Genomic DNA, 13,587 nt, shown 5'->3' with positions numbered 1-13,587 from the left:
GGTGCTGTCACCAATTACAGGAGGTAACCATGTTGCGCGGTTTCACCACGATCACCTACTTCGCCGACGACGTCTCGGCCGCCGTCGCCTGGTACACCGAGGTCCTCGGCATCCAGCCGTACTTCGTGCGCCCCGTCGAGGGGCCGCCCGCCTACGTCGAGTTCCGCATCGGCGACTATTAACACGAGCTCGGCCTCCTCGACAACCGCTTCGCACCACATGCCAAGCCAGACAAGGCCGGTGGCGTGGTCACCTACTGGGCCGTGGACGACGCCGAGGCCGCCTTCACCCGGCTGCTGTCGCTGGGTGCCACGGCGCACGAGAAGCCGATCGAGCGCGACCCCGGATTCGTCACCGCGTCCGTGGTCGATCCGTTCGGCAACATCCTTGGCGTCATGTACAACCAGCACTACCTGGACGTTCTGGGCACACGTCAGTCCTGATCAGTACTGAGCGGCAGTCGCGGTGCCGATCACCACGGTGCCATCCAGCTCGGGGGAGTGGGCCATCCTGGCGGACAGTCCCGAGCCGGTGAACGCCGCAACGACCTCGGGTGCCTGCGCCGCGCTGGACTCGACCAGCACGTGACCCCCCGGTGCGAGCCAGCGCGGCGCGACCGCGGCCACCCGGCGCACGATCCGCAAGCCGTCGTCCCCGCCGTCGAGCGCGACACGCGCCTCGTGCAGGCGCGCTTCGGGCGGCATCAGTGCCACCGCACCGGTCGGCACATAGGGCGCGTTCGCCACCAGGACCTCCACACGGCCGCGCAGCGTGGCGGGCAACGGCTCGTCGAGATCGCCGACGTAGGTGTTGCCGCCGACCGCTGCCAGGTTCTGCTCGGCGCAGCGCACCGCCGCGGGATCGACGTCCACCGCATGCAGTTCGATGTCACCCACGGCCGCGGCGAGCGCTGCACCGACCGCGCCCGAACCGCAGCACAGATCCACGACCAGCGCCCCGGGACGGGTGAGTGCCGTGGCCTGCTGAACCAGGAACTCGGTGCGCAGGCGGGGGACGAAGACACCAGGGGCCACCGCGATCCGTAGCCCGCAGAACTCGGCCCAGCCCACGATGTGCTCCAGGGGGAGCCCGCCGACACGCTGTTCCACCATGGCCACGAGTTCGGCGGGGGAGCGCGCGGCGGAGCGCAGGATGCGTGCCTCGTCCTCGGCGAACACGCAGCCGGCCGCGCGTAGCTCGTCGACGATGCGGGGCAACGGGAGCAACGGCACGGTGTAGTCAAGCATCCGCGGGTGCGGGGGAGCTGCGTGCGTCCTCGACCAGCACGGGGAACACGATCCGGAAGGTCGCGCCTTCGCCCGGCGCCGTGCGGAGTTCCACGTCGCCGCCCTGTGTGGTCACCAGTGAACGCACGATCGCCAGGCCGAGCCCGGTGCCGCCTCGGGCACGTGAGCTGTCGACGCGGTAGAACCGGTCGAACACCCGAGCCGCCGCTTCCGGGCTCAACCCCGGTCCCGAGTCGGCGATCTCGAAGACGGCGGCGCCGTCAGCTGTCCCCACGCCGATGCGCACCGGTGTGCCGGCCGGCGTGTGCGCGACGACATTGCTGACAAGATTCACCACGACCTGCCGAAGCCGCGCCTCGTCACCCAGAATCGGTGCCGCCTTCGCCTGCCCGCCACCGGGACCGGTGAGCCGGATGGGCCGGGACGGATCGAGAGCCCGTAGATCGTGGGCCGCGTCGGCCGCCAGCGTCCGCAGGTCCGTCGGCTCCAGCTCCACCGGCGCGCGCTCGTGCAGGGCGGCGTTGTCGAGCTGGGCCAACAGCAGCAGGTTCTCGGTCAGACCTTTCAGCCGATCTGCCTCGGCGTCGATGCGCCGCATGGTGCGGTCGACATCGGCACGTTCCGGCAGACCGCCCATCAGGTACAGCTGAGCGAAACCCTTGATCCCGAACAGTGGCGTCCGGAGTTCGTGGCTGACATCGGCGACGAAGGCGCGCATCGCCTCCTCCGACGCGGCACGCGCGGCGAACGCGTTCTCCAGTTGGCCCAGCATCCCGTTCAGCGAAGCCGAAAGGCGGCCGACCTCCGTGCGGGGCACCGCCAGATCGGGGATACGGCGCGTCAGGTCACCACCGGCGATCGCGGCGGCTGTGTCCTCGATCCTGCGCAGCGGCCGCAGGCCCGCCCGCACCGCGAACCAGCCCGCGACACCGAGCACGACGAGCAGCCCCGCCCCGGTCGACAACGTGATCGTCCGCAGCTGCCCGATCGTGGCGTCCACCGCCGCGCGTGAGGCCGCGACGACAACGCTCCCGCCGTTCGGCTGGTGCGGGTGGGATGACATCGACCTCGCCGGACATTTCCAGCGCCGCCATACCACCGTCGAGGCTCACTTCGCCGCCGACAGCAAGCACCACGAGCGCCGCGGCCGACTCCATCGGCAGAGCGACACCAGTGGAGTTCACCAGCGCCACGGCGAGCATCGCAAGCGCGGCCATCGCCGTGAAGGCCGTCAGCGCGGTGGACAGCCCGGCGAACGCGTCCCGTAACGGCGTATCGATCTGTTGTGCCATGGCCGTCACGATGCCGACGTACTGTCACGAGCTCCTGAGCGTTGCGGCCCCGCAGGGACGGGTAGGGGCTCGGAGCGGGACGGTTCAGAGAGAACTCACAGACAACTACCACTACTTGACATAATGTAGATTATCGGCGCACCAGAAGAGGGGCGATCTGAGCGCGTTCGCCCGGCTCGGTCAGGTGCCGACGTACGCCGCGAGGTGCTCACCGGTCAGCGTGGAACGTGCGGCGACGAGGTCCTCGGGTGTTCCCTCGAAGACGATCCGTCCGCCGTCGTGACCGGCGCCCGGCCCGAGGTCGATGATCCAGTCGGCATGCGCCATGACGGCTTGATGGTGCTCGATGACGATGACCGACTTGCCGGATTCGACGAGCCGGTCCAGCAGCCCGAGCAGGTGTTCGACGTCGGCGAGGTGCAGGCCGGTGGTCGGCTCGTCGAGGACGTAGACGCCGCCGTTGGTGGACATGTGGGTGGCCAGCTTGAGCCGTTGCCGCTCGCCGCCGGACAGCGTGGTGAGCGGCTGGCCGAGGCTGAGGTAGCCGAGCCCGACGTCGGCAAGATGGGTGAGGATCTTGTGCGCCGCAGGCGTCTTCGCCTCGCCGGCGCCGAAGAACTCCTCGGCCTCGGTCACCGACATCGCGAGCACCTCGCTGATGTCACGGCCGCCGAGGTGGTACTCCAGCACCGACGCCTGGAACCGCTTCCCCTCGCACTCCTCGCAGGTGGTGGCGACGCCGGCCATCATCGCCAGGTCGGTGTAGATGACCCCGGCGCCCTTGCAGGTGGGGCAGGCACCCTCGGAGTTGGCGCTGAACAGCGCCGGCTTCACGCCGTTGACCTTCGCGAACGCCTTGCGGATCGGTTCGAGTAGTCCGGTGTAGGTCGCCGGGTTGCTCCGTCGCGAACCGCGGATCGGGGTCTGGTCGACCGCCACCACGCCTTCCTGCCCGGACACCGAGCCGTGGATCAGTGAGCTCTTGCCAGAGCCGGCCACCCCCGTGACGACGACCAGCACGCCGAGTGGGATGTCGACGTCGACGTTCTGCAGGTTGTGGGTGCCGGCGCCGCGCACCTCGAATGTCCCCGACGGAGTCCGCACCGATGGCTTCAGCGAGGCACGGTCGTCCAGGTGCTGCCCGGTGAGCGTGCCACTGGCTCGCAGCCCCTCGATGGTGCCCTCGAACACCACCTCACCGCCCGCCGTGCCTGCGCGTGGGCCGAGGTCGACGACGTGGTCGGCGATCGCGATCGCCTCCGGCTTGTGCTCGACGACCAGCACGGTGTTGCCCTTGTCGCGCAGCTGGAGCAGCAGGTTGTTCATGCGCTGGATGTCGTGTGGGTGCAGCCCGATCGTCGGCTCGTCGAAGACGTAGGTGACGTCGGTGAGCGACGACCCGAGGTGTCGGATCATCTTGGTGCGCTGCGCCTCGCCGCCCGACAGTGTCCCCGCCGGCCGGTCGAGGCTGAGGTAGCCGAGCCCGATCTCCACGAACGAGTCGAGCGTGTGCAGGAGCTTGCCGAGCAGCGGCGCGACGGACCGCTCGTCCAGGCCCTTCACCCACTCCGCGAGATCACTGATCTGCATCGCGCAGGCGTCGGCGATGCTGATCCCGTCGATCTTCGACGAGCGAGCCTCCTGGCTGAGCCGGGTGCCATCGCAGTCGGGGCAGGTCGCGAACGTCGCCACCCGCTCCACGAAGGCACGGACGTGCGGCTGCATCGCCTCGACATCCTTGGACAGGAACGACTTCTGGATCGCAGGGACCAGACCCGTGTAGGTCAGGTTGATGCCCTCGACCTTGATCTTGGTCGGCTCCTTGTACAGCAGGTCGTGCAGCTGTTTCTTGGTGAACTTGCTGATGGGCTTGTCCGGGTCGAAGAAGCCACAGCCGCGGAAGATGCGGCCCTGCCAGCCCTCAATGCTGTAGCCGGGGATCGTCACCGCGCCCTCGTTGAGCGACTTGGACTCGTCGTACAGCTGGGACAGGTCGATGTCGTTGACCTGTCCCCTGCCTTCGCAACGTGGGCACATGCCGCCGGTGATGCTGAATTCGCGACGCTCCTTCACGGTCTTCCCGGCGCGTTCCACGGTGACCGCGCCCGCTCCACTGATCGAGGCGACGTTGAACGAGAACGCCTGGGGCGAGCCGATGTGCGGCTTCCCGAGCCGGCTGAAGAGGATGCGCAGCATCGCGTTGGCGTCGGTGGCGGTGCCGACTGTGGAGCGCGGGTCGGCACCCATCCGCTGCTGGTCGACGATGATCGCGGTCGTCAGGCCGTCGAGTACGTCCACTTCAGGCCGCGCCAGCGTCGGCATGAAGCCCTGCACGAAGGCGCTGTAGGTCTCGTTGATCAGCCGCTGCGACTCCGCGGCGATCGTGTCGAACACCAGCGAGCTCTTGCCCGAGCCGGACACACCGGTGAACACCGTCAGCCGGCGCTTCGGGAGCTCGATGCTGACATCCTTGAGGTTGTTCTCGCGCGCGCCATGCACGCGGATCAGGTCGTGGCTGTCAGCAACGTGCAGCGCAGGCGACTGCGCCTTCTTCCTCGTGGCCATGCTCGTGTGTCTCCATCTGTTCGGGCGGGGCGCCAGCCCACTGTCTACCTGATGACGGTGTCGACCGCTCCCCTGCCACGCGGCGCGCGCGACCGAGCAGGCGTGAAGCAGCCCGGAGACGTTGCCTGGGCTGCTTCACGCCTGCCGTCTGTGATTGCGGGACGGTTCAGCGCAGCTCTTGGATGCGGATCATGTTGCCCGCGGGGTCGCGGAAGGCGCAGTCGCGGATGCCGTATGGCTGGTCGGTCGGCTCCTGGACGACGTCGGCGTCGCCGGCCTGGAGCCGTGCGAAGGTCTCGTCGAGGTTCTTGGTGGCCAGGTTGATGCCGGCGTAGGTGCCTTTGGCCATCATTTCGGTGATGGTGCGGCGTTCGTCGTCGGTGATGCCGGGGTCGGCGGCCGGGGGGTGCAGGACGATGGAGGTGTCGGGCTGACCGGCGGGGCCGACGGTGATCCAGTGCATTCCGCCGTATTCGACGTGGTTGCGGACCTCGAAGCCGAGGGTGTCGCGGTAGAAGGTCAGAGCGGCCTCCGCGTCGTCGTGCGGGAGGTAGGCCTGGTGAATCGTGATGTCCATGCCTGTCACGCTAGGTGAGGCTCTGCGCCGCCGCTTCTCGATTCCTGATCGGTCTGGTGACCTGTTTCGCCACACACGGCGGCATCCCCGCCGTGGTGCGCGCCGCCTGGCGCCGGTAGGTGCTGGGCGGCACACCGGCCAGTTCGGTGAAGCGAGTGCTGAAGGTGCCCAGCGACGAGCAGCCGACCTCGAAACAGACCTCGGTGACACTGAGGTCGCCACGGCGCAGTAGCGCCATCGCGCGCTCGATACGCCGCGTCATCAGGTAGCTGTACGGCGACTCGCCGTAGGCGAGCCGGAACTGGCGGCTGAGGTGCCCTGCCGACATGTTCACGCCGCGGGCGAGCGCCTCGACGTTGAGCGGTTTGGCGTACTCCCGGTCGATCCGGTCGCGGACGCGCCGCAGCAGCGCGAGGTCGCGCAGGTTCTGCGCCGGTGGGGCGGGTTTACTGCTCACCTGCCCGATCGTGCCACGGCGCCCGCGGAGTTGCCCAATGCCCACCCCCACAGGTGACAACACGTCGTTGTTAGCCATGGATCACGATCATGTGAACAATTCCGCGGTTATGAATTTCGGGTTACCACTGCATCTGAACCGCAGATCTTGTGACTCGAGTCTGCCTGTTTGACACCTACTTCACGGCCGTGTGACGCTTGATCACATCGCCGCCGAATAAGTGTCCATCAGAATAGAGGTGCCGTGAAAAAACGCTCGACAAATAGGAATCGCCTACTGGCGAGCGCGGGCACCATGGTTCTGGTAGCCGCATTGAATGCGTGCACACTGGCCGGCGGAGACACGCAGAACGGCAACGCCGCGGCTGTCAGGGTCGGCTTCATGTATGACGTTCACGCCGCCAACGTGTGGACATTGGACCAATGCTCCTCGGATGAGGTCGCGGTCGAGCTCACCTCGTTCAAACAGTTCGCCGAAATCCAGCGCGCACTGGAACAGGGTCAGATCGACGTGGGAATGATGGGCTACCAGAACATGGCCCAGATGCTCGACAACGGCTACGAGGATTTCCGGGCTGTCGCGGGTGTGTACACGGGTGGTGAACACATTTCGATTCGCGCCGGTTCCGGAATAACAGACTGGGCCGATTTGCGTGGCAAGAAAGTCGGCGTGCCACCGAACAGTTTCGTCGAAATGCTGCTGAGGTCGTCATTGCGGGAAGCCGGGGTGAGCATTGACGACATCGAGCTCGTGCCCTTCGCCGGCGCGGGGCCGCCGATGCAGACGGCGCTGCGCAACGGCGAGATCGACGCCATGGTGGCCTGGGAGCCGAACGCGGCGACCGTCGACGTCGACGGGTACGGCGAGTACGCCGACTTCAACATCCAGGACGGCGCCATCGGCGACGCGACGAGCCTGCTGTACGCCTCGGAAACGCTGCTCGCCGACCAGCAGGGCGCCGTCGACGAGGTGGTGCGCTGCCTGCGGGAGCGTACGGAAGCACTGAGCGCCGACGTCGAACAGTGGGTGACCGCGCTCACCGAGCACACCGGCCTCCCCGAGAACGTGGCCAGGACAGCCATCGAAACCGGCGAGATGGACATCAAGCTCTACCAGGACTCCGCCGAGCGGATCATCACCGAGTTCGCGGAGAACGGGCTCGTCGAGGACACGAGCGGCCGGGTCGCCGAGTTCTTCGACTACTCCTCTCTGCAGCGCGTGACCGGACTCGACCGGGCCGAACTCGGAGCCAAGTGAGTGTGGATGAGTAACCAGACGGCCACACGTGAACCGCAGCGGCAGCGCACCCGCCCACGTGCACTGCGCAGTGCGAGGTCACGGATTCGCCTGGAGTACCTCGCCGTGCCGGTCCTGCTGGTCGCGGCGTGGGAGGTCGCCGTCGTCAGCGGAGCAATCGACGCGCGCTCCGTTCCCGCGCCGCACACGGTCGTGCAGACGTGGTGGACCTGGGTCGCCGGCAGCGACGCCGGGTCGGCCGACCCCTACAGCGGCACCTGGTTCGCCTCGGTGTTCGCCAGCGCCCAGCGGGTGGTCCTCGGCTTCCTCATCGCGAGCGCGGCCGGCACCGCGGTCGGCCTGCTGATCGGCTGGTCGCGCCCAGCACGCGTGCTCCTCCAGCCGGTCATCGACATCCTCCGGCCCATCCCGACCACCGCGTGGGTGCCGTTCGCGGTGGTGTTCTTCGGGATTCAGCCCTCGGCATCGGTGTTCCTCATCGCGCTCGGTTGTTTCCCGCCGATCGTGCTCAACGCGACGGCGGGTGCGCTGGCGACTCCCAAGGTGCTCGTCTCGGCGGCACTGATGCTGGGCACCACGAAGCGCAGGGCGCTGTGGCGGGTGGCGCTGCCCTCGGCGCTGCCGTCGATCCTGACCGGGCTGCGGGTGGGCCTGGCGCTGGCCTGGGTGCTCGTGATCGTCTCCGAGATGGTCGCCGTCAAGTCCGGCCTCGGCTTCAGCCTGTGGGACGCCTACTACTTCGGAAGGATGGATGTGATCGTCGTGGCGATGTTCACGGTCGGCGTGCTCGGTTACCTGTCCGACAAGGCACTCGGCCTCGTGTCGAAGCCGGTTCTGAGGTGGGCGCCGTGACCGCCCCGCCCGTTGCTCCGATGATCAGCTGCCGCGACGTGCACAAGCGGTTCGCCACCAAGGCCAGCACCACGTTCGTTGCCCTCGGTGGCGTGACCCTCGACATCGCGGCGGGCGAGTTCATCACCGTCCTCGGCCCGTCCGGCTGCGGGAAGTCCACACTGCTCAACATGATCGCCGGCTTCGACTCCCCCACCTCCGGCGACCTCCTCGTCGACGGCGCCGCCGTCACCGGGCCCTCCCCCGACAAGGGCGTGGTGTTCCAGGAGTTCGCGTTGTTCCCGTGGCTGTCGGTGCGCCGCAACATCGCCTATGGCCTGCGGGAGCGCAAGGTCGGCAAGGCGGAGCAACGCCGCATCGTGGACGGGATGCTGGAGCTCGTCGGCCTCCAGCAGGTCGCCGATCACTACCCGCACCAGCTGTCGGGCGGTATGAAACAACGCGTCTCGCTGGCGAGGGTGCTGGCGATCGAGCCGAAGATCCTGCTGCTCGACGAACCGTTCGGCGCGCTGGACGAGCAGCGTCGCATGCAGCTGCAGGACGATCTGCTCCGGATCTGGGAGCAGCAGCGCAAGACCGCGGTGTTCGTGACCCATTCGATCGAGGAAGCCGTCGTTCTCGGTGACCGGGTCGTGGTCATGGCAGCGCAGCCCGGCCGGATACGCACCGTCATCGACATCGATCTGCCACGCCCGCGGGACCGGACGTCGGACGAGTTCAATGCGTTGCGGCGCACGGTAACGGACGCATTGTGGTCGTGACCGCGGGCGGACAAGGAGAACCGTGACCCGGCCGACGATTCTGAGTACGACCCCGCGCGGTGTCGTACTGCCCGGCTACGACCGGCTGCGCGCCACGTTGCGGAAGCACGAGCTGCGCGTGCTGGAGCCGCGGACGGTGGAAGCGCTGCGCGCGGCCATCGTGGAGGCGGACTACGTCCTCGGGGACTGGACCGGGGAGTTACGGCTCGACCGGGACACGCTGGCGCCGGCGAAGCGCTGCCGCCTGGTCGTCCAGCCGACGGCAGGCTTCGACTCCATCGATGTCGACTTCGCCCAGGAGATCGGGCTTCCGGTCGCCAACACCCCGGGTGCCAACGCGCGTGGGGTCGCCGAGTGGGCGGTCATGGCCATGCTGATGACGCTGAAGAACGCCGTACTCAACCATGAACGCACGCGCAGGGGTGAATGGCGGATGGTCGAGGCGGCCGAGGAGGGGGTGTTCGACCTCGGCGGCCGGACCGTCGGCATCCTCGGTTTCGGCCGGACCGGACGGGAGGTCGCGCGGCGCGTCAGCGCGTTCGGTGTCGCGCGCATCCTGTATGTCCAGCGTTCACCCGACACTCCGCGATTCGGCCACGAGGTCCCGGTCGAAAGGGTGGCCGACGTGGACGAGCTCTGCCGGCGCAGCGACGTCCTGAGCATCCACGTGCCGCTCACCCCGGCGACCCGGCATCTCATTGACGGCCACCGGCTGAAGCTCCTCGGCCCCGGCGCGGTGCTCGTGAACACCTCGCGTGGCGCGGTCGTCGACGAGGACGCCCTGCACGCCGCACTCGGCAACGGCGAGCTCAAGGCGGCGGCGCTCGATGTCTTCTCCGACGAGCCGCTCACCGGGGCGCACCGGTGGCGGGAGCTCGGCAACGTCATGCTGTCTCCGCACCTTTCCGGGTCCACAGTGGAGTCCAGGGAGAGGATGATCTCCGGTGCGCTGCGGTCGCTCGATGGCGCACTGGCCGGGGTGCTGCCCGAGTCCGTCGTCAACGGGGTGGGTGCGCTGCGGGTGGTCGCCTCCGGTTGAACGCCCCTTCCGGCGGTCCGTCAGCGCAGCTGTTCGAGCTCGCGTGCCGCGCGGGCCAGTTCGGCGGCCATGCGGCACAGCTCGCCGGTGTCGGCACCGTCCTCGGCGGCGGTGAGGACGTCCTCGGCTGCGCAGCGCAGCTGGAACAGCCGGTCCTGCAAGGTCGCGATCTCGACGTCGGACAGCACGACGGCATCCTCGGGAAGGCCGGTGCGCTGTACGGCGGCGCGCCGTTCGTAGGCCCGCTGACGGCAGGACTGGCCGCAGTATCTCCGTCTGCGTCCCACGGTGCCGCTCTGCTGCAGGCGGCGGCCGCACCATCCGCAATGCCGGGGCACCGGCGTGCGCAGCGCCTGCAGCTCCTCGCGTGACGCCGTGGCCTGCTCTGCCGGTTCGCTCACGGGCCAGACCCTAGCTGGCTACCCGTTGCTCATGCCGTGGCCACGCCGGGGCGGCAGACTTGAGGCGTGCCGACGCCACCGCACCCCTACCTCGCCGAGCCGTTGCCTCGCGCGTTCGCCCATCGGGGGTGGCACCTCGGCGACATGTCCGGCATGGAGAACTCGCTGCCTGCCTTCCGGCGGGCAGCGGCCGAGGGTTTCCGTTACATCGAGACCGACGTGCATGCGACCTCCGACGGCGTCGTCGTGGTGCACCACGACGCCCTGCTGGACCGGACGACCGACGGTACGGGCCCGATAGCCGAGCAGACCTGGCAGACCGTGCGGCGGGCCAAGGTCGGCGGGGTCGCATCGGTGTCGCGGCTGGAGGACGTCCTCGAGGAGCTGCCGGGGACCTGTTTCAACGTGGACGTCAAAGCGGGCGGCGCGGTCGAGCCGTTCGTGCGGGCCGTCGAGCGGCTGAATGCGTTCGACCGGGTCGCCGGCGCCTCGTTCTCCGAGGCCAGGCTCTCGCACCTGCGCCGGCTCGGTGGCCCAAGGCTGGTGACCTCACTCGGTCCGCGTTCGGCAGCCATCCTCTGGGTCAACGGGTGGCTGCCGTTGCTGCGGCTGGGCTTGTTCAGCCGTGGCGCGATGGCACAGGTGCCTGCCCGGCATGGACGCTTGACGATCGTGGACAGGGCTTTCCTGCGCTCAGCGCGCAGAGCGGGTGTCGAGGTGCATGCGTGGACGATCAACGACAAGGACCAGATGCGCACCCTGCTCGACCTCGGCGTGCACGGCATCGTCACCGATCGCCCCGACCTGCTGCGGGACCTGCTCGTCGAGCGCGGCAGCTGGCCGTCGCGCAACGGGCAGGTCAGCTAGCGCGGCGCCTTGCCGTGCCAGGCGGCCTTCCACGTCTTGGGTCCGAGCTTGCCGGAATCCTTGATGCCGTTCGCCCGTTGCAGCTCCACCACGGCGCGACGCGTCCTGTCGTAGTAGCAGCCGGTGCCTTCGAAGTCGTAGCCCAACGCGTTCATCCGCAGCTGGAACGTCCGCAGTTCCGGCGCGCAGTCGCCGTAGTCGTACACGAGACCCGGCCACACCGGGGTTGTCTGCTTGGTCTGCTTGCCCCCGCCGATGTAGTTGGCGTCGGCATAGCGCGGCACGACCTTGCTGCGTGCGTCGGAGTCGTTGCGCAGGCCCAGCATGCCCGCGCACTCCCAGGGCTGCCAGCCGCGCATCCGGTACAGGTACAGCGCGCGGAAGTCCTGCTCGGAAGGGCTGGCCTGGTGGGGATAGCCCGTGCCGCCGACGCTGCGCCACGTCGGCAGGTTGAACTGGTAGGCGCCGTAGTACCCGTTGCCGGTGTTGACCTGGTAGCGGTTCGTGGACTCGCACATGCGCAGCTTGGCCCAGTGCGCCGAGGACGGATCGGCCCCCGCCGGCGCGGTCAGCGCCACCTGCACGCCCAATGCGGCCACCGCGAGCAGGAGCATTCTCGCTACCCACCGCGTCGCTACTCTTACCCGCCGTCTGCTCATAGCCGCACACTAAGCAAATCGGACAATGGTCACAAGTGCAACAGCGAAAACACCAGTCTCGCATACCACCTCCGGGGGAGCCTGTGAACGACACGCCGAGATTCCGGCGTCAGCCGTGCTATTGCGCGACGGCAGTACTGTCCGCTGACCCCGACCAGAACAGCGCAGGGAGCCCGGCATGACCACCTCGCACAGCTCGGCGCCTGCGGACACTCGCGAGCGCGTGCGTACGCAACGTGGCTGGTACTTCTACGACTGGGCGAACTCGACGTACTACACGTCGGTCATCACCGTGTTCGGCGCCCTGTACATGAGCTCGGTCGCGGCCGACGCGGCGAGGGCCGACGTCGCACGTAACGGCCCTACACCCTGCGTCGACGCACAGGGCGCCGAGAGCACCCTGCAGAACTGCGACATCTCGCTGTTCGGCCTGCAGTTCCCCGCCGGCTCACTGTGGGGTTACCTGCTGTCGGTCGCCACCATCCTGCAGGTGCTGGTGCTGCCGATCACCGGCGCGATCGCCGACAGCAGTCAGTACAAGAAGCGCATCCTGGGCCTGTTCTCGTTCATCGGCGCCGGGGCGACGGCACTGCTGTTCTTCCTCGATGACGGGCGCTGGCAGCTGGGCGTGGTGCTCTACATCATCGCCAGCATCGGGTACGGCGCCTCCATCGTGATCTACTACTCGTTCCTGCCCGACATCGCGACGCCGGACGAGCGGGATGCCGTGTCGGCGCGTGGCTGGGCCTTCGGCTACCTGGGCGGCGGTATCGCACTGGCCGTGCAGCTCGCGTTCTACCTGAGCAGGGATTCCTTCGGGATCAGCGAGTCCACGGCGGTGCGGATCTGCTACCTCAGCTCCGGCATCTGGTGGGCCCTGTTCACCCTCATCCCGCTGCGCCGGCTGCGGGAGCGGCCGGGGCCGGAGACGGCCGAGCGTGGACTGGCCGTCGTGGGCGCCGGGTTCCGCGAGCTGCGGGACACGTTCCGCGCGGCGAGGGCGTTCCCGTTGACGCTCGCCTTCCTCGGCGCCTACCTGATCTACACCGACGGCATCTCGACCGTCGTGACGGTGTCGGCGCAGTACGGTTCCGACGAGCTCGGCTTCAGCGACGAGGTGCTCATCGCGACGATTCTGGTGATCCAGTTCGTGGCGTACTTCGGTGGTATGGCACATGGTTTTGCCGCGCGGCGGTTCGGCGCCAAGAGGACGATTCTGGGCAGCCTCGTCGTCTGGATCGCGGTCGTCACCTTCGCGTACTTCATCGAGGAGGGCCAGCAGTTCCAGTTCTACGCCGTGGCGGTGGGCATCGGGCTCGTCCTCGGCGGCACCAACGCCCTGTCCCGCTCGCTCTACAGCCAGATGATCCCGGCGGGCAAGGAAGCGCAGTACTACTCCCTCTACGAGATCGGCGAGCGCGGCACCTCGTGGCTGGGGCCGCTGCTGTTCGCCGGGATCGGTCACGCCACGGGTTCGTTCCGCTACGCGATCATCGCACTGGTGATCTTCTTCGTCGTCGGGTTCGTACTCGTGGCGCTGGTCCCTGTGAGAAGGGCCATCGCGGCGGCCGGTAACCGAGAGCCTGCCGTGCTGTAGTGGTGCGGCGAGCTAG

At 68.2% G+C, this 13,587-nt stretch carries 14 protein-coding genes and 1 pseudogene; 7 read left to right on the top strand and 8 right to left on the bottom strand.

Annotation, left to right across the window (positions count from 1 at the left end; genetic code table 11):
* The first annotated feature begins 29 nt into the window (after positions 1 to 29).
* Positions 30 to 443 (top strand): annotated as a pseudogene (locus ABZ863_RS04010) (VOC family protein).
* Here ABZ863_RS04010 and ABZ863_RS04005 read toward each other — a convergent pair.
* From ABZ863_RS04005 to ABZ863_RS03980, 6 genes are all read right to left on the bottom strand, one after another.
* Positions 444 to 1,247, bottom strand: coding sequence for a putative protein N(5)-glutamine methyltransferase (locus ABZ863_RS04005; protein WP_358530860.1), 804 nt, complete (start codon positions 1,245 to 1,247; stop codon positions 444 to 446).
* A complete protein-coding gene (locus tag ABZ863_RS04000; RefSeq protein WP_358530858.1) occupies positions 1,240 to 2,211 on the bottom strand; it encodes a HAMP domain-containing sensor histidine kinase in 972 nt (323 codons plus the stop codon). Before ABZ863_RS04000 ends, ABZ863_RS04005 begins: the two co-directional genes overlap by 8 nt.
* Complete coding sequence (locus ABZ863_RS03995; protein WP_358530857.1) at positions 2,093 to 2,539, bottom strand: hypothetical protein; 447 nt, start codon at positions 2,537 to 2,539, stop codon at positions 2,093 to 2,095. The genes ABZ863_RS04000 and ABZ863_RS03995 overlap by 119 nt, the downstream gene beginning before the upstream one ends.
* Positions 2,540 to 2,719: 180 nt before the next feature.
* The gene (locus ABZ863_RS03990; protein ID WP_358530856.1) at positions 2,720 to 5,104 is read right to left on the bottom strand and encodes an excinuclease ABC subunit UvrA; all 2,385 of its coding nucleotides are present in this window, start codon (positions 5,102 to 5,104) and stop codon (positions 2,720 to 2,722) included.
* Positions 5,105 to 5,270: 166 nt separating this feature from the next.
* Positions 5,271 to 5,681: a VOC family protein gene (locus ABZ863_RS03985; protein WP_358530854.1), complete on the bottom strand. Its 411-nt coding sequence runs from the start codon at positions 5,679 to 5,681 to the stop codon at positions 5,271 to 5,273.
* A gap of 10 nt (positions 5,682 to 5,691) precedes the next feature.
* Positions 5,692 to 6,138, bottom strand: a complete 447-nt coding sequence (locus tag ABZ863_RS03980) for a helix-turn-helix transcriptional regulator (RefSeq protein WP_358530852.1) — start codon at positions 6,136 to 6,138, stop codon at positions 5,692 to 5,694.
* Positions 6,139 to 6,432: 294 nt separating this feature from the next.
* Between ABZ863_RS03980 and ABZ863_RS03975 the strand changes: the two genes are divergently transcribed.
* The 4 genes from ABZ863_RS03975 to ABZ863_RS03960 are packed head-to-tail and all read left to right on the top strand — an operon-like array spanning position 6,433 to position 10,047.
* Positions 6,433 to 7,395, top strand: a complete 963-nt coding sequence (locus ABZ863_RS03975; protein WP_358530850.1) for an ABC transporter substrate-binding protein — start codon at positions 6,433 to 6,435, stop codon at positions 7,393 to 7,395.
* 6 nt (positions 7,396 to 7,401) lie between these two features.
* On the top strand, positions 7,402 to 8,247 hold the full coding sequence (locus tag ABZ863_RS03970) for an ABC transporter permease (protein ID WP_358530848.1): 846 nt from the start codon (positions 7,402 to 7,404) through the stop codon (positions 8,245 to 8,247).
* Complete coding sequence (locus tag ABZ863_RS03965) at positions 8,244 to 9,008, top strand: ABC transporter ATP-binding protein (RefSeq protein ID WP_358530846.1); 765 nt, start codon at positions 8,244 to 8,246, stop codon at positions 9,006 to 9,008. The genes ABZ863_RS03970 and ABZ863_RS03965 overlap by 4 nt, the downstream gene beginning before the upstream one ends.
* Positions 9,009 to 9,030: 22 nt before the next feature.
* Positions 9,031 to 10,047: a 2-hydroxyacid dehydrogenase gene (locus ABZ863_RS03960; protein WP_358530844.1), complete on the top strand. Its 1,017-nt coding sequence runs from the start codon at positions 9,031 to 9,033 to the stop codon at positions 10,045 to 10,047.
* Positions 10,048 to 10,067: 20 nt separating this feature from the next.
* Here ABZ863_RS03960 and ABZ863_RS03955 read toward each other — a convergent pair whose 3' ends face one another.
* Positions 10,068 to 10,406: a hypothetical protein gene (locus tag ABZ863_RS03955; protein ID WP_358531240.1), complete on the bottom strand. Its 339-nt coding sequence runs from the start codon at positions 10,404 to 10,406 to the stop codon at positions 10,068 to 10,070.
* A 108-nt stretch (positions 10,407 to 10,514) separates the two neighbouring features.
* On the opposite strand from ABZ863_RS03955, the gene ABZ863_RS03950 reads away from it, so the two are divergent.
* Positions 10,515 to 11,315, top strand: a complete 801-nt coding sequence (locus ABZ863_RS03950; RefSeq protein ID WP_358530843.1) for a glycerophosphodiester phosphodiesterase — start codon at positions 10,515 to 10,517, stop codon at positions 11,313 to 11,315.
* On the opposite strand, the gene ABZ863_RS03945 is transcribed toward ABZ863_RS03950, so the two are convergent.
* A complete protein-coding gene (locus ABZ863_RS03945) occupies positions 11,312 to 11,929 on the bottom strand; it encodes a transglycosylase family protein (protein ID WP_358530842.1) in 618 nt (205 codons plus the stop codon). The two genes, ABZ863_RS03950 and ABZ863_RS03945, sit on opposite strands and share 4 nt — an antisense overlap.
* Before the next feature lie 223 nt (positions 11,930 to 12,152).
* Between ABZ863_RS03945 and ABZ863_RS03940 the strand changes: the two genes are divergently transcribed.
* Positions 12,153 to 13,571, top strand: a complete 1,419-nt coding sequence (locus ABZ863_RS03940) for an MFS transporter (RefSeq protein ID WP_358530841.1) — start codon at positions 12,153 to 12,155, stop codon at positions 13,569 to 13,571.
* The last annotated feature ends 16 nt before the right edge of the window (positions 13,572 to 13,587 follow it).

The organism is Saccharomonospora sp. NPDC046836 (genome assembly GCF_040645195.1).
Classification (GTDB): domain Bacteria; phylum Actinomycetota; class Actinomycetes; order Mycobacteriales; family Pseudonocardiaceae; genus Prauserella_A.
Note: the sequence above shows the minus strand (reverse complement) of the source record. Positions and strands in the feature narration are given on the sequence as shown.